This is a genomic window from Duganella sp. GW822-FHT06D06, from assembly GCF_058799615.1.
In genome coordinates this window covers 107,635-123,295 of the sequence record NZ_JBXALQ010000013.1, presented here as the reverse complement: position 1 = coordinate 123,295, position 15,661 = coordinate 107,635, and the positions used below count along the sequence as shown (strand labels likewise).

General features: G+C 64.9%; 8 protein-coding genes. 1 reads left to right on the top strand and 7 read right to left on the bottom strand.

Annotated features, from left to right (window positions below; genetic code table 11):
- Window positions 1–63: 63 nt before the first annotated feature.
- Window positions 64–3,417 (bottom strand): DUF4214 domain-containing protein, encoded by a 3,354-nt coding sequence (locus AC1RMD_RS22185; protein WP_492929447.1) that lies wholly within the window; start codon window positions 3,415–3,417, stop codon window positions 64–66.
- Window positions 3,418–3,509: 92 nt separating this feature from the next.
- Window positions 3,510–6,635 carry an alpha-1,6-glucosidase domain-containing protein gene (locus AC1RMD_RS22180; protein WP_492929445.1) on the bottom strand — a complete coding sequence of 1,042 codons (3,126 nt, stop codon included), beginning with the start codon at window positions 6,633–6,635 and terminating at the stop codon, window positions 3,510–3,512.
- A gap of 447 nt (window positions 6,636–7,082) precedes the next feature.
- On the opposite strand from AC1RMD_RS22180, the gene AC1RMD_RS22175 reads away from it, so the two are divergent.
- Window positions 7,083–7,451, top strand: coding sequence for a hypothetical protein (locus AC1RMD_RS22175; protein WP_492929443.1), 369 nt, complete (start codon window positions 7,083–7,085; stop codon window positions 7,449–7,451).
- Between the two features lie 232 nt (window positions 7,452–7,683).
- Here AC1RMD_RS22175 and AC1RMD_RS22170 read toward each other — a convergent pair whose 3' ends face one another.
- The 5 genes from AC1RMD_RS22170 to AC1RMD_RS22150 all read right to left on the bottom strand — a co-directional run bounded on the left by AC1RMD_RS22170 (window position 7,684) and on the right by AC1RMD_RS22150 (window position 15,514).
- The gene (locus AC1RMD_RS22170) at window positions 7,684–9,210 is read right to left on the bottom strand and encodes a tryptophan halogenase family protein (RefSeq protein WP_492929441.1); all 1,527 of its coding nucleotides are present in this window, start codon (window positions 9,208–9,210) and stop codon (window positions 7,684–7,686) included.
- A gap of 10 nt (window positions 9,211–9,220) precedes the next feature.
- Complete coding sequence (locus tag AC1RMD_RS22165; protein ID WP_492929439.1) at window positions 9,221–10,225, bottom strand: cupin-like domain-containing protein; 1,005 nt, start codon at window positions 10,223–10,225, stop codon at window positions 9,221–9,223.
- Window positions 10,218–10,928, bottom strand: coding sequence for a SapC family protein (locus AC1RMD_RS22160; RefSeq protein ID WP_492929437.1), 711 nt, complete (start codon window positions 10,926–10,928; stop codon window positions 10,218–10,220). The genes AC1RMD_RS22165 and AC1RMD_RS22160 overlap by 8 nt, the downstream gene beginning before the upstream one ends.
- Window positions 10,929–10,937: 9 nt before the next feature.
- Window positions 10,938–12,461 (bottom strand): tryptophan halogenase family protein, encoded by a 1,524-nt coding sequence (locus AC1RMD_RS22155; RefSeq protein ID WP_492929435.1) that lies wholly within the window; start codon window positions 12,459–12,461, stop codon window positions 10,938–10,940.
- A gap of 92 nt (window positions 12,462–12,553) precedes the next feature.
- Window positions 12,554–15,514 carry a TonB-dependent receptor gene (locus tag AC1RMD_RS22150; RefSeq protein WP_492929433.1) on the bottom strand — a complete coding sequence of 987 codons (2,961 nt, stop codon included), beginning with the start codon at window positions 15,512–15,514 and terminating at the stop codon, window positions 12,554–12,556.
- Between the last annotated feature and the right edge of the window lie 147 nt (window positions 15,515–15,661).

Genomic DNA, 15,661 nt, shown 5'->3' with positions numbered 1-15,661 from the left:
TTTTAACATTTTTGTTGCTACGGAAACTCACCAAAACCCACGCGCCGTCCGGCTTGGTTGCCGCTATCCGGCGGCCGGAATGTATTCGAAGCCGTTGCGGATCTGGCCGATCAGCGCGGCCTGGTTTTCCTGGCCGTCGCTGAAAAACGCCAGGGCGTCGCCGCGGGTCAGGCCGTCGTGCAGCACCTGCAGCCAGTACGCCTTGCCGCCTTCGTCCGGCGCCCGGTGCAGCACGTTGCTGTAGAGCTGGGTGACATAGGCGTCGTCGCTGAGGTTGCTGCCGTACAGTGTCTGGAACTCGGCGCTGCTGGCAAAGAAGCCGGCGGCCGACCTCAGGCTCAGGCCCTGGTCCATGACGTTGATCCAGTAGCCCAGGCCGCCCTGGTCCGGCGCGCGGTTGAAGGCGGCCTGGTACAGGCGGTAGGCCTGGCCGCCGACGCCGTCGATGTCGAGCGCGATGCTGCTGTCCTGGAAGTGCACCCGTTCGACGCCGTCGAGCACGTCTTTGCCGCCGTCGCGCCAATGGTTGATCTCGGTGTGACCGTCGCGCTGAACGATGTCGTACATGGACTTGCGCTCGCCATACAGCACCGCATCGATGCCGGCGCCGCCGTGGATGGCGGCGCCGTTGGACCGGCCGAGCAGGAGGTCGTTGCCGGCGCTGCCGGCGCTTGCCGCCGCGACGGTGGTGAAGCTGGTGTGCAGGCCCGCAAAATGATTGCCGGCCATGTCGCGGATGGCGTCGGCGGCGATGTCCAGCGTGTAGCTGGCGCCCGCAGTCAGGTGCCGCACTGCGGCGAAGTCCAGGTGGGTGCCTACAGTCCGGTAATCCAGGTTGTAGCCGAAGCCGACGCTGTTGCCGGCGGCGTCCTTGAGCGTGATGCCATTGGCATTGGCTACCTGGATAGGCTGCTTGAAGTCGAGCGCCAGGAAGTGGTGGATGCCGGCGGCCGCGCCGGTGTCGGGCGGCGCCGCCAGTAGCGGCGCGGCGTCCATCTTGCTGGCCGCCAGCGTGTAGCCGCCGGTGGCGTTGAGGTCGGTGACTTTGGCTTGCACGGACAGGTAGTAGTCGCCGCTGGCGGCGGCCTTGTAGCCGAAGGTCCAGCCAAACGGGCCGCCGGACCGGGCGACTTCCGAACCTTGGGCGTTGTGCAGCGTCACGCCATAGTCGTATTTTGCATTCAAGCCCTGGCTGGCGCTGCTCTGCAACGCGAACTGGTAGGACTCGCCCTGCTGCAGCGTCACCTTGATCGTATCGACGTCGTCGGCATAGTTGAGCGCGCCGTTTGCCTGCGCGCCGACAGCCAGGCTGCCGGCGAGGTAGCTGGAGTTGCTGTAGTCATCCTTGCCGAGGGCGGTGGCGGTCAGCCGGTAGCCGTTGGCGCCATATTCCGGGGCCTCGCTGACGGTCAGGTAAATGTCGCCGGTGGTTTTTGCGAAGTACAGCTGGTAGGTGCTGTTGCTGTAGTCGAGGCGCAGGTTATTTACCTGGAGCGCTTCCCACTGCGCATCCCTGCCCTGCAAGGCAGGCAGATGGCCGCCCGGCGCACGCTCCAGCTGGAATCCGTAGTACTGGCCCGCGACCACGGCGACCTTGAAGACGTCCTTGTCGCTGGGGACTTCCAGCTTGCCGCTGAAGGCGCTGCCCAGGTCGAGCCGGGTCGCGGTGGCCGCCTGGTTGCCGGCGTCGTCAGGCGTGCCCAACGCGGCGCTCACGACATAGCCGCCGGCTTGTTCGTGAGCCGCTACTTCGATGTAGTAGGTGCCGCTGGCGGCTGCGCGATACGACAGTTGCGGACCCGTGGCGCTGCGGTTGGTCTCCAGCCCCGTCAGCACATGGCCTTGCGCATCGACGACATTCAATGCGGTGTAGTAGAAGAAGTTGTTAAACAAAGGCGAGCCCTCGGCCTTCTTCAGCGACATTTCGTAGGTCGCGCCGGCCTCCATCGTGATCGCGAACCAGTCGCGGTCGCCGCTGTGTTCCAAGTTGCCGCCGGCGCTGCCGCCCACGGCGAGCTTGCCGGCGGCGGCGGCGTTGGCGCCGAAATCGTCGGCCGGGGTGCTGGCGATCAGCGTGTAGATGTTGCCTTGCTCGCCGGAGACGGTGAGGTAGTAGTCGCCCGTGGCGGCCGGCGTGAAGCTGGTGTTGCCCTTGGCATCGTTCTGGGTTTTGACGACCTGGCCGTCCTCGCCGGTGATCGCCAGCGAACTGGCGTAGCGGCCCTGTATCGCGTTCAATGCCAGCAGGTAGGTGGTGCCGGCCTGCAACGCGACTTTGACGACGTCGACATCGCCCGTGAAGTTGATCGTGCCGGCGATGGCGGTGCCCAGCGTCAGCTGCGTGGCGCCGCTCACGGCGTCGCCCAAGTCGTCCGCGATCGGGTTGGATGCCTTGATGGTGTACGGGCCGTGTCCGATCTGCGCAGTGTTGTCGGCCGTGACGATCACCGCATAGGTGGCGCTGGTGCTGGCCTTGAAGGTCGCGCTCGGGGCGCTCTGGTTGCCATACGACGAGGTCGACGTGGCCACCGTCTTGCCTTGCTCGTCCAGGACCGTAAAGGTCAGGATGTCGTAATCGCGCGCATCGCCCGACAAGTCCAACGTGTAGGCCTGGCCGGCGGTCAAACGGATGTTGAAGCGGTCCTGGTCGTAAGCGTAGTTCAGCTTGCCCGTCGCCTGGCCGCCGGCCAACAGCATGCCGGCGCTGCTGTTGTTGGCGGAGTAGTCGTCCACCTGGTTGTACGCCCGCAGCGAGTAATCGCCCACGACGTTGCCGCCGACGGCGATAAAATAATCGCCGCTGGTGGTGGGTTCCAATGGGTAGTGGTCTTCTGTCAACGCCTTGCCGTTGACGTCGTAAATCTCGAAGACTGTCGGCACGACGGCGCTCTTCGGAAAGCCAAAAAAGTAATGCTGGCCTGCTTCGGCATGGAATTTGTACCAGTCCACATCGCCGGCGACGTCGAAGCGGCCGGTCACGGTGTCGGTCGGGGCTAACACGCCGGTGGTGTGGATATCGGCCGACAAGGCGTCCGCCGGCTGGATCGCCGCGGAGACCGCGTAGTGGACACCGGTGTAATCCGATCCGGGATACAGAGAGTATTGCGCCGACAGGAAATAGTCGCCATCGGCGACCGGCCGGTACTGGATCGCCGGGCCGCTGTCGTTGCCCCCCAAGCTCCACGGTACCACCGCGGTCTTGTTGGCGTCGAAGAGGGTCAGTATCGACGTGCTTAAATCGGCGTAGGTGCCGGCCGGCGACGTCATCGCGAACACATAGGTGGTGCCGGCATCCAGGTGGACCTTGAACCAATCCAGGTCCCACTGGCGTTCAAACCTGCCGAGGGTGCTGCCGCCGACGGCGAGCGTGCCGGTGGTGGATGGGGTGCCGCTGTAATCGTCGTCGGTGTCGGACATGGGGCGAAGCGCGGCGCGTGGGAAAAGTTAAGGTTTCCATTCTAACATTTCTGTTGCTCGGGAAACTCACCAAAACCCACGCGCCGCGCGGCTTAGTTGCTGCTGGCCTCCTCGACGAACACCACGGCCGTGCGCGCGGCGACGCTGAACTTGCCGCCGGCGCTGACGTAGTTGCCCACCCGCGCGTTGCGGCCGCCGCCGGCGTCCAGCTGGATGCGGTGCACGCTCAGCTTGCGGCCCGCCAGCTCCGGCACGGCGATGGTCTTGCCCACCTTGTCGACGTTGAACAGCACCACCACCAGCTTATAGCGGGCGCCGTCGTAGCGGCGCGGATGCTGGCCGTCGATGCTCATGACGATCAGCCCCGGCACCTGCTGCGGCCCGGTGTTATGGAAGCGCAGCCGCTCCGACACGTCCTGCGCCGTGCGCAGCCGGAACAGGCTGCTGTCCTGGCGGATCGCCAGCAAGTCGTTGACGGCGTCGCGCGCGCCGACGATGGCGAGGTTGCCGGCCTTGAGCAGCGGGTTGGCCAGCAGCGGCGACATCAGCGGCCAGTTGTCCTGGTTGACGCCCGCCATCGGCAGGCCGACGCCGAAGTTGTTCGACTGGTAGCTGTAGTCGAGCTTGTTGAACCAGTCGCCGGCGTCGTAGCTGTCGCGGTCCATCGACTTCGAGCGCAGCATTTCCTGGCCGGCGTGCAGCAAGGGCACGCCCTGCGCCAGAATATTGATGGCCGCGCCCAGGGTCTGCACCTTGACGCGGTCGGCCATGCTGGTGGCGAACGGCAGCTTGTAGGCGTTCAGGTCGTACAGGGTCTGGTTGTCGTGCGCCTCGACGTAGTTGATGGTCTCGGCCGGATTGGCGGCAAAGCCGGCCTGCTGGCCGAAGTAATCGATCTGCGAATTCTTGCGCAGCGTGCCGCTGCGGTCGACGAAGCTGTAGTCGCGCAGCGTGCCGGACAGGCCCACCTTGACCAGATCGCCCAGGCGCAGCAAGTCGTCCTTGGTCTGCGTCGACTGCGCGTTCGGATCGTAGTAGACGCCGTTGATGAAACCTTGCTGGCTGATCAGGCTGGCGCCGCTGTCGCAGCAGCCGCCGCCGCGCACGCTGTCGCGGATGCGGTCGTTGAACGAGCCGATCCCGCTGCCGAACATATTGGCCTGGCGCGCCTGCACGAAGCGGGCGTCGTTGCCGACCGTGCCGAAGTTCCAGGCTTCGCCGTACAGGTAGATGTCGCGCCCGGCCGCGCGGTTGACGGCCGTTTGCAGCTGCCGCATCACCGCCAGCGGCGTGAAGCCCATGATGTCGAAGCGGAAGCTGTCGACCCGGTAGTCGCGCGCCCAGGTGCTGACCGAATCGATCATCAGCTTGGCCATCATGGCGTTCTCGGACGCGGTGTCGGCGCAGCAACTGTCGTTGGTGATGCCGCCGCCGGCGTTGAGGCGGTAGTAGTAGGCCGGCACGATCTTGTCCAGCACCGACAGCGGGCCCTGCTGCGAAGCGCTGGTGTGGTTGTAGACCACGTCCATCGTCACCCGCAGGCCTTGCTGGTGCAGGCCCTGCACCATGGCGCGGAACTCGCGCACGCGCACCGCGCCGTCGTTGGCGTTGCTGGAGTAGCTGCCTTCCGGCGCGGTGTAGTGCACCGGATCGTAGCCCCAGTTGAAGCAGTCGCCGCCGCGCGTGGCTTCCACCGCCGCCTGCTGCGCGGTCGAATCGGCGGCCGCGTTGGGGATGGCCGGCGTGCTGCAGCCGGCTTCGTTGACGCTGGCGTAGTCGAACGACGGCAGCAGATGGATGTGGGTCAGGCCGGATTTCTGCATCAGGCGCAGGTGGCGCATGCCGTCCGAATCCTGGTCGGCGAAGGCCAGGTATTTGCCGCGGTGCGCGGCCGGCACGCTGGCGTCGCTGGCGCTGAAGTCGCGGATGTGCAGCTCGTACAGGGCGATGTCGGTCGGGCTGTCGAGGCGCGGCACCTGGTGGTGGTCCCAGCCGTCCGGCTTGAGCGCGGCGCTGTCCAGGTTGGCGACGAAGCTGCGCTGGCTATTGGCGTTCAGGCTGAAGGAATACGGATCGGTCACGCTGTTGTCGACCAGCGTGTTGCCGGCCCAGCGCGACAGCACCTGCACCTGGTAGGTGTAGTAGTAGCGGTTGACCCAGCTGGCGTCCGGCGCGCTGTAGCTCCATACGCCGCTGGCGGCGTCGCGGCTCATGGCGCGGGTCTGCGTGCTGGCGCTGGTGGCGTCCGGGTACAGCCTGAGGCTGACCGACTTGGCGGTCGGCGCCCACACGCGGAAGGTCGGCACGCCGTTGCGGTCGTAGCTCAGGCCCAGGGTGGCGCTGGCGGCGGCCGGCGCGAACACGCTGTCGAGCATGCCGCTCATCTGCAGCGAGGTCACTTGCACCAGCTTGCCGTTGGCGTCCAGCTGGGCGACGGCGAACTGGCCGCTGGCCTTGGCCGCGATGCCGGCCGCGTCGGCGTCCGCCATGGTCAGCGCGGTGGCGCCGGCCAGGTGCGGATACTTTTGCTGCAAGGCCGCCGGCAAGGCGCCGGTGCTCAGCGCGATGCTGCCGTCGGCGCCGGTGACGCCCGCGCTGCTGGAGCCCAGGCCGCCGTTGGCCGCATAGTACAGCCGGTAGTTGCCGCCGGCGGCCGCGCCCGGCCACGCCAAGGTCGAGGCCGACAGCCAGTGGGCACTGGCGTTGTTGAGGTTGCCATAGCTGATGGCCGGCGGCGCGCTGTAGACGCTGCAATCGCCTTCCAGCATCCAGACTTCCTGGCCGTTGCTGGCGATGTCGGGGCTGAAGTTGGCCGACTGGTCGTTGCCGCAGTTCTTGTTGCCGCTGCCGTCGGTGACCAGGAACCAGATCGCCGACTTGGCGGTGTTGACGGGGATGTCGACGTAGCCGCCGAAGTCGTCGCTCTGGGTCATCATGAAGCGGCCGCTGATCCAGCCGGGGCTTGGGTTGACCGGGCCGTCCCACGAGTACACCCCCCACTGGCTGGCGTCGCCGGCGGCGCGGTGGAAGTGCATGCGGATGTTGGCCGGGGCCGGCGGCGCCGCCACCACGCCCGCCAGCATCTTGCCGCCCATCAGTTTGGCGCTCGGGGCGGCGGTGCTGGCGCTGTCGCTGCCACCGCAGGCGGCCAGCAGGGCGAACACGCCCGTGGCCGTGATAAATTTCAGATGTGAAACTAAACTACAGTGCAGTTTCATGCTGGTCTCCGTGTTTTATAGGTTTTTGCCTCCAATCATCTGCGGACTGGATGGGTTTGTAATATTACTACCTAAAAAATGTGGAAATGATAAATATTCAGCGGAGTGTTGTTGAGCGTGGACAGGCGAAAAAAGGCTCACCGCAGATGACCGGGGGGGGAACCTCTTCCTGCCGGCGCTGCCGGCATGCTCAGGACGGGGTCTATTTTTTCGGCTTTTACTAAAACGCGATAACCACGACTACCCCGCGCTAACCTCTAATAATTCGTGCGAGTCCGCGCTATTTACTGAACTAAAACCTGCTAACCGCGTCTAACGAATACAGGCCGAAAAATTAGCGGCGTTTAGCATTCGGCCCAGCATTTTTAGTAAGTGATAGCGCGCTGTAGTACTGGTCAGTAGTGGTTAGCAGCGCTTAGTAAAAACCGATTTTTGGGAGCCCCCACCATGCCTAGCTATGGCCTTCAATTCCCGATTCGCGTACCCGACGACGTGCTCGTCGAACTGGGCGAATTCACCGGCAATTTCTGGTCGAATTCCTTGGCCCATGAGCCCCACATCATCGCGGCAATCCGCAACTACATCAGTCCCAAGCCGCCAGCCCCGCAGCAGCCCGCCGTGGCGTCCGAGGCGGGATACCAATGGAAGCAGGTCTTTCTTCCAGAGGGCACAAGGCTGCGGGCCAGCTTCGGCGGCCAGCCTTATTTCGCCACGGTGATCGGAGCGGAAATCAAATACGAAGGGCACGCGGTCTCGCCATCATGCTTTGCCAATCTGCACGGCAGCGGCAATCGCAATGCCTGGAAAGCCGTGTAGCTGCGCCTGCCCGGTAGCAGCGCGCCTATCCGTGCCAAGTCCAACCGGCATTTGCCCGCCCGGAGCACCGGCGCCGACGCAGGGCCAAGGCCAAGGCGCCCAACGCAAGACCGGCTCAGGAAAAACCGCTCGTCGCAGAAAGCGCCGTGCCGCGAAACATACTCCCGGAAATCCGTGAAGAACCAAAAAAAAACGCCACCCGAAGGTGGCGTCGATAGTGGCGGCCTGACGATCAGGCGGCCCTGGCCGATTCCGCGCGGCCGCAGTAGCGTTCCACATAGGCCTGGTGGGTCGGCAGCTGCACCACGATGCGGTCCACTCGCGACTTGATGCCGCCGAGGAAGTGCTGGAGTTCGGCGTCGCCCATCAGGTCGGCGGTCTGGTGGTGCGAGCGCGGCATGATGCCCTGGCCCAGCATCACCTGGATCCACGAGTTCTCCGCGAACAGCTCGTTCGGCACGCGGAACACGCGCCCCGTTTCGCGGAACAGGTCGATGCGGTGCTGCAGCGCGGCGGGGATGCTCATCTCGCGCGCTTCGATCCAGAACGGCGAATCGGTGCGGTGGTTGACGTGGTAGTGCAGGATGATGAAATCGCGGATGTGCTCGATCTCGCTGTTGCACTGGTGGTTGTATTCGTCGATGTCGGCCTGGCTGATGCCGTCGGTGGGGAAGGTCTGCATCAGCCGCACCACGGCGCGCTGGATCAGGTGGATGCTGGTCGATTCGATCGGCTCCAGGAAGCCGCTGGCCAGGCCGATCGCCACCACATTGCCCTTCCACGTGTGCTTGCGCTGGCAAGGCTTGAACTTGATCACGCGCGGCGCGATCAGCGCCTTGCCTTCGACGTTGGCCATCAGCTGCCGCATCGCCAGATCCTCGTCCAGGTGGCGGCTCGAATACACGATGCCGTTGCCGACCCGGTGTTGCAGCGGGATGCGCCACTGCCAGCCGGCTTGGTGCGCCATCGAGCGCGTCAGCGGCACGGCGTCGCCCACCGACTCGGTCTGCACGGCGATGGCGCGGTCGCAGAACAGCCATTGCGACCAGTCTTCCATCGGCTCCTGCATGGCGTCGCCGATCAGCAGGCCGCGGAAGCCGGTGCAGTCGATGAACAGATCGCCTTCGATTTCCTGGCCCGACTCCAGTACCACCGAGCGCACGTCGCCGTTGTCCTCATGCTTGGTGTAGCGCACGATCTTGCCTTCGATGCGCTGCACGCCGCGCGGTTCGCTCAGACGCCGCAGGTATTTGGCGTAGCGGCTGGCGTCCAGGTGGTAGGCGTAGTTCATGCCGTTGTCCGGCAGGTGGGCGAAGCGGTTCTCCAGCGAGGCCTTCAGCTCCAGGCAGTAGTCGCCGTAGTCGCCGGCCAGGCCGCGCTCGACGCCCTTGTGCCAGAAGTGCTGGAAGCCGGCGGTCCAGTGGTCGGTGCCGGTCATGCCGAAGGAGTGGATGTAGTCTTGCTTGACGTTGCGCCAGCCTTCGAAGCTGATGCCCAGCTTGAAGGTGGCCTGGGTCTCGGCCATGAATTCCTGCTCGTTGATTTCCAGCAGATTGTGGAAATTCATTAGCGTCGGAATCGTGGCCTCGCCGACGCCCACCGTGCCGATTTCGTCGGACTCGATCAGCTTGATGTCGAGCCGCTTGCCCAGCACCTTGGCGATGCCGGCCGCCGCCATCCAGCCGGCGGTGCCGCCGCCGACGATGACGACGCGCTGCACCGGCCGGCGCTTGTTGGGATCTCGGGTGGTAGGGTTCATCGTGGTCTCCTTAGCGGTTCATTTTTTTAAGTGTCTGGGCGCGCAGCACGCGCGCGGCCTCGTCGTTGAGCGGCGCCAGCACATGGCGGGCGTGCTCGGGAATATGGGCGGCCGTGCTGTCGTCGGCTTCGAAGATGTAGTGGCGGAAGATCTCCTGCCAGGCCTTGCGCTGCGCCGCCGGCAGGTCGCGCATGGTGAGGAAGGCCAGCATCAGCGCGCTGGTCGGCGTGTCCATGTAGTCGGGCGACTGGCGCCACCAGTAGTTGACCAGCACGTTGAACGGGTCCAGCGCCTCGATGTGGTGCCACCACATGCTGGGAATGAAGATGGCGTCGCCCGGTCCCAGCTCGGCGGTCTGCGCATGCGCCAGCGCCTCGGCGAATTTCGGATACTTGTCGAAGTCCGGATTCAGCAAGTCCACCAGGCTGACGGCCTGGCCGGCCGGCGTGAAGTCCAGCGGGCCGATGTACAGATTTTTCAGCTGCGCCGGCGGGAACAGCGTGAAGCGGCGATGGCCGGCCGCCACCACGGCCAGGTTGTCCGGCACGTCGTAGTGGGCGGCGATGCGGGTGCGGTTGCCGATCCAGATGCTGGCCAGCGCGTCGCGGCCGCCGAGGCCGATGTCGTTCTGTTCGCGGAAGCCGGGCAAACAGGTCTCCACCGTGGTCGAGCCGACGTAGACGGTGGCCGGCGTGGCATGGTGGCGCTTGGCCTCGATCTCGTCCAGCACGGCGGTCAGCTTGGCGTGCACCGGGTAGAAGTTGAAGCCGCTCATGTCGGCGTTGTAGAAGAAGCGGCCGCCCGCTTCCGGCGGCCCCAGCATGGCGCCCACGGTGGCGTCGCGGTAGTGGCGGCGCAGGTAGGCGTCGCCGCCGCGCTCGTCGGCCAGCGTGGCGCGCACCATCGGCCAGCTGGCGGCCAGGCCGCGCAGCACCAGCGGTTCGGTGGCGTTGAGGATGTCGTCGCCCAGGTCGTTGACGCCCAGGCCGCTGATCTCGCGCAGGGCTTCAGGCATGGGCGGCGTTCTTGCGGTCGATCAGCATGCGGAAGTTGGACAGCGAGGCCAGCACCATGTAGATGCTGTGCAGGTGGCCGGCCTGGTGCAGCGCGGCCACGGCCTCCGCGCCCAGCGCCGACAGCCGGTCCTCGTTGATGGTGTAGAAGCCGACCAGGCGGTTCTGCGAGCCGTCGTTCAGTTCGACGTCGAGCACGAAGCTTTCCAGCAGCTCGTGTTGCAGCAGCGCGGCCAGCAAGGCCGGCGTCTGTTGCAGTCCCTGGTGGATGGCCAGCAGCATCGAGCTGGCCTGCTCCAGGAACTCGCTGTTGCCGCCATGCGGCATGAATACTTGCTCGCCCTCGGTGCGGCTGACGCGCGGGCTGTCGACATCGATGTGCACCATCAGCTCGCTGCCGTTGACGCCGATCATGAAGGGCTGGCGTTCGATCATCATCGGCACGTAGGGCGCGTCCCAGCGCTCGCCGCCATCGTCCACCAGGAACAGGTTCTCATCTTCCTGGAAGCCGAACAGCGCGATCGGCTCGAAGCCCAAGCCGTCCGTGGTCTTGCGGAAGACGATGGGGTAGCAGGCCTGCACGTCGCGAAATTCGGCCGGGAAGGTGACGGCCGACATCTGGCGCTCGCCGAACTGCGCGCCGCGGCGGGTGATGACGCGCAGGTCCTTGTGGTCTACGTTGTTGAGCAATACGGTAGTCGACATATGGTCTCTTTAGATTTTCTGCAAGCCGTGGCGCTTGATATGGTTGATCAGTTCGCGGTTGTCCGGCAGCGCGCCCAGCATCTTGCGGGTCAGCGCGGCCGCTTCGCGGAAATAGCCGTCCGCCAGCGCGGCCTGTCGTGGCTGTGGGTGCATGAATTCGCTGCGGAAGCCCATGCCGTACAACACGTACTGGTAGCTGGCCGACGGGAATACTTCTTCGATGCGGTTGAAGTCGTTGCGCGAGGGCGCGCGGTGGCGCCACAAGGTCAGCAAGTCGTTCAGCCGGTCGGGGATGGCGGCGGTGTTGTCGCGCCAGTAGTCGCTGTCGCGGCGCTGGCTCAGCACGTAGTGCAGCTTGAGGAAATCGATCACCCGTTCCCAGCGATAGATAAACGCTTCGTTGAAACGATGGGCGACGATGTCCATCGCCGCGCGCGTGGCCGGCAGCTCGTCGCTGACCATGGAGGCCGACATTTCCACCAGCGCCAGGGCCGACGCCTCCAGCGGCTCGATGAAGCCGGCCGACAGGCCGATGGCCACGCAGTTGCGGTGCCAGAAGCGTGCGCGGTAGCCCGGGTTGAAGCTGAGCTTGCGCGGCTGCGGAATGTCGTGCGGGCCGCCGGTGGCGACGATGTAGCGGCGCAGTTCGGCCTCGGCCTGGTCGTCGCCGATGTGGGCGCTGGAATACACGTGGCCGACGCCGCGCCGGGTCGGCAGGCCGATGTCCCAGATCCAGCCGGCGCTTTGCGCGGTGGACGAGGTTTGCGAGGCGATCGGAGCGTTGTCGTCGGGGTAGGGGATCTGCACCGCCAGCGCCGAGTCGTTGTACAACACATGCTTCTGCGAGAGGAAGGGTACCTCGTAGTGTTTGCCCAGCAGTAGCGATTGCATGCCGGTGCAGTCGATGAACAGATCGGCTTCGAGCGCGCCGTGCGTCTGCGTTTGCAGCGCGGCGAGGTCGCCGTTGTCGTGGCTGGCGATGCCGACCACGTTGTCCGGCACGTAGCGCACGCCCAGTTTTTCCAGGCAGTGCTGGCGCAGGAAGGCGCCGAACTTGCCGGCGTCGAGGTGGTAGCCGTAGTTGGCCACCGACGCAAACTCCGGCGTCACCACCTGCTTGGGCGCGCGGCCGTTGACGCACAGGTGCGGCTGATAGCTGACCAGGTCGGCGAACGGGATGTTCGGATGTTGCGCCTGCCATTGCTCCGGCAGGTTCACTTCGCCATAGCCTTGCGGCAGCACGAAGGGATGGAAATAGTAATCGTTGTCCGCACCATTCACCCAGCGGTTGAAGCGCGAACCCTGCTTGAACGAGGCGTCGCACGCGCGGAAGAAATCGGCTTCGGACACGCCGATGCGGCGCAGCGTGTCGCGCATGCTGGGCCAGGTGCCTTCGCCGACGCCGATCGGCGCGATGTCGGGCGATTCGATCAGGGTGACGTGCAGGGACGAGCCCTGGTGGTCGGCGGCGATCAGGCCGGCGGTGAGCCAGCCGGCGGAACCGCCCCCCACAATCACGATGCGTCGGACCATATTGCTCGCCTTGATATGAGGATGAGATGGCTGAAAGTCTAACCGAAAAGGGGCCGCTGCCAGGCAGCGGCCCCGGAACGACCGACTACCGGTTAAAACTTGTAGCGTGCGCCCAGCATGTAACGCGGACCCTGCTGCGTCACCGATTCCAGCTGTTGCTTGGTACGGCTGTGCGTGCGCTGGATCGAGTTGCCGACGTTGATGCCCTCGAACTGGAAGCTCAGCTTCTCGTTGAAGTTGTAGCCGATGCTGATGTCGACCTGGCCGTATGCCTCGACGTACTGAGGGTTCGGGCCGGAGCCGTCAAACGTCGACGACAGGAACTCGCCGCGCCAGTTGTAGGCCAGGCGGGCGGTGAAGTTCTTGTCCTCGTAGATGCCGACCACGTTCGACGAGTTCGACAGGCCGACCAGCGCGAACTGCTCGCCGATCTTGGCGTTGTTGTACTTCAGGCCCGAGTGCACGTAGGTGTAGTTGGTCGACACGCCGAAGCCGCTGTTGCCGAACATATGCTGCAAGTTCACCTCCAGGCCGTTCAGGCTGGCCGCCTTCTGGTTGGAATACGAGTTGATCTTGAAGTTGGCGATCGGATCGCTCGGCTGGCCGACGATGGTGCCGGTGGTGTGGGTGTCGTTGCCGGTCCCGGTGTCGGGGCCGCGCGTGACGCCCGGCGCGCCGTCGTGGTTCTTGAAGATGAAGTCGCGGATGCAGGTGGTGTCGGCGCCGGCGCAACCGCTGGCCAGCGCTTCGTTCCAGTACTTGCCGCCCACCGGGGTGTGCAGGTTGAACGGCGTGGCGTTGAATTGCGTCTGGCCGGCGTAGTTTTCCAGGTTCTTGCGGAAGTAGCCCAGCGAGAAGAAGTTCTGCTTGCCGTAGTACCACTCGTAGGACAGGTCCAGGTTCTTGGACTTGACCGGTTTCAGCGCCGGGTTGCCCTGGTTGCCGGTGCCGCCGTCGGCGCGGGTGATCGAGTCCAGCGTGGTGCCGCCCTGGATCTGGTCGTAGCGCGGACGGCCGATGGTTTCGCTCATGCTCAGGCGGATCTTCTGGTCCGGCGTGATCTCGATGTCGGAGTCAAAGCTCGGCAGCAGGTGGTGGTACTTGCCGGTCAGCGTGGTGAAGGTCGGGTCGCCGAAGGTGATCGGCAACTCGTTCTGCGACACCCAGCTGATCCCTGTGGCGGCCGGCACCAGCGCGGTCGAGGTGACGTCGGTGGTTTCGTAGCGCAGGCCGATCGAGGTGCGGATCGGCAGCCTGGTGTCCCAGTCGGTGTTGAACTGGAGGTAGGCCGCCTTCGATTTCTCGGCGGTGCGGGCGTCGTTGTCGAAAGTGGTCTTCGGCAGGTACAGCGCCGGCTTGCCGGAGGCGGTGGCCGCCAGCTGGCGCAGCTGGGCGAAGTTGAAGGTGTAGAACTGGTTGAACAGGTTGGGGCTGCCGCTGCCGTCGATATGGTCGAAGTACTGCGCCACCGAGGCCGGATGGAACACGCTGCCAGGATAGTCGGACGGCTTGGTGGCGCCGCCCCAGGTGTCGCGCTGCTGGTTGGAGAAGGCCGAACGGTTCTTGACCTCGGACGCGGTGGCGCCGAATTTCAGTTCGGACGCTTCCAGCACCTTCCATGCGCCCTTGAGCTGGGTCTGGTCGACCTCGCCCTTCATGTAGCCGTTGGTGAACACCGAGCCGGTGACCTGCTGCGGCGCCTTGCTGAAATCGGCGCCGACAATGCTCAGTACCGGGAAATCGTGGCTGAAGTCGACCGTGGTGTCGCTGCGGCTGAAGCTGGCCGTGCCGAGCACGTTGCTCGAACCGAAGGGGCTGTCGGCCTTGGACTCGGCGGTCGAGTGGTGGGTGTCGAGCTCGAAGCGCAGGTCGGGGGTCGGTTTCCATACGGCGTTGAAACCCAGCGACTTGTTTTGCGTCTTGGTGGCGAAGTCGGCCCCGCCCATCGCGATGTCGGAGGTGCCGATCCCGTCCTTGCCGATGATTTCCTTGTAGATCAGCGGACTGGAGACGGGGCCGCCGGTCCACGAGCTGGTCGACGGGCCGAAGTTGAACCAGGCCGAGAGATCGTTGCGTTTGGTCTGGAGCTTGTTTTCGGAGTAGGTGTAGTCCAGCGTGGTGACCAGCTTGTCGGTCGGCTTGTACTGCAAGGTCAACTGGGCGTTGGTGCGCTGGCGCTTGACGCCGTTGAAGTTGTAGTTCAGGTTTTGCGGCACCGAGTACAGATTGGCCCCGGTCGGGCGGTTGATCGCGCCATCCTGCGGGATCGTGCCCCAGGTGTTTTCATCGCCGCGGAACGGGCCTTTCCAGCCGTTGGAGACGGCGGCGGTGTTGTAGCCCAGGTTGCGCTCCTGGTAGCTGCCGGTCAGCGCCACGCCGAACTTCTTGTCGGCGGAGGTGTTCGAGTACAGGCCGGAGATTTCCGGCGTGGTCGAGCGGCTGGCCTTGACGTCGCCCGGCAGGTTGCCGTTGGTGCTGTCGTATACGCCCTTGACGCCGACGCTCGCATGCATGCCCGGCCGGTCGAGCGGCCGCGCGGTCATCACGTTGACGGTGGCGCCGATGCCGCCGGTCGGCGTTTCGGCGCGGCTGGTCTTGTACACCTGCAGCTGGGAGATGGCTTCCGACGCCAGGTTGGCGAAGTCGAAGGCGCGGCCGTTGAGGTCGCCCAGGTTGGAGGTCGGCATCTGGCGGCCGTTCAGCAGCACCAGGTTGAAATCGGGGCCGACGCCGCGCACGGTGATCTTCGAGCCCTCGCCGATCGAGCGGTCGATCGACACGCCGGTAATGCGCTGCAGCGATTCGGCCAGGTTGGTGTCGGGGAACTTGCCGATGTCCTCGGCCACGATGCCGTCGACGATGCCGTCGGAATTGCGCTTCAGGTTCATCGAGGACAGCAAGCTCTGGCGAAGGCCGGTGACGACCACGCTCTGGACTTCCGGTTCGGCCGCCTTGACGGCTGCTTCCTGCGCCAGTGTCTGACCGGCCGCCGCCGCGCAGGCACTGGCCACCGCCAGGCTCATTAGTTTCTGTCGTGCCTTTGGATAATGCATGTTATCTCCTGTGTTTTTATGAACAGCTTGCTGTACCACTTCCCTCGACCCAGATTTGGAAAGGTTTCCATTTCATGTGGCAAATATAGCACCGAACGAATTTCAAAGTCAATTTGCAATGCCGCATAAGCCGGCCCCGGTTTTCGT

Excerpts from the sequence above, each read along its gene's own strand:
- AC1RMD_RS22185 (WP_492929447.1), bottom strand. The coding sequence starts at position 3,417 with ATGTCCGACACCGACGACGATTACAGCGGCACCCCATCCACCACCGGC.
- AC1RMD_RS22180 (WP_492929445.1), bottom strand. The coding sequence starts at position 6,635 with ATGAAACTGCACTGTAGTTTAGTTTCACATCTGAAATTTATCACGGCC.
- AC1RMD_RS22175 (WP_492929443.1), top strand. The coding sequence starts at position 7,083 with ATGCCTAGCTATGGCCTTCAATTCCCGATTCGCGTACCCGACGACGTG.
- AC1RMD_RS22170 (WP_492929441.1), bottom strand. The coding sequence starts at position 9,210 with ATGAACCCTACCACCCGAGATCCCAACAAGCGCCGGCCGGTGCAGCGC.
- AC1RMD_RS22165 (WP_492929439.1), bottom strand. The coding sequence starts at position 10,225 with ATGCCTGAAGCCCTGCGCGAGATCAGCGGCCTGGGCGTCAACGACCTG.
- AC1RMD_RS22160 (WP_492929437.1), bottom strand. The coding sequence starts at position 10,928 with ATGTCGACTACCGTATTGCTCAACAACGTAGACCACAAGGACCTGCGC.
- AC1RMD_RS22155 (WP_492929435.1), bottom strand. The coding sequence starts at position 12,461 with ATGGTCCGACGCATCGTGATTGTGGGGGGCGGTTCCGCCGGCTGGCTC.
- AC1RMD_RS22150 (WP_492929433.1), bottom strand. The coding sequence starts at position 15,514 with ATGCATTATCCAAAGGCACGACAGAAACTAATGAGCCTGGCGGTGGCC.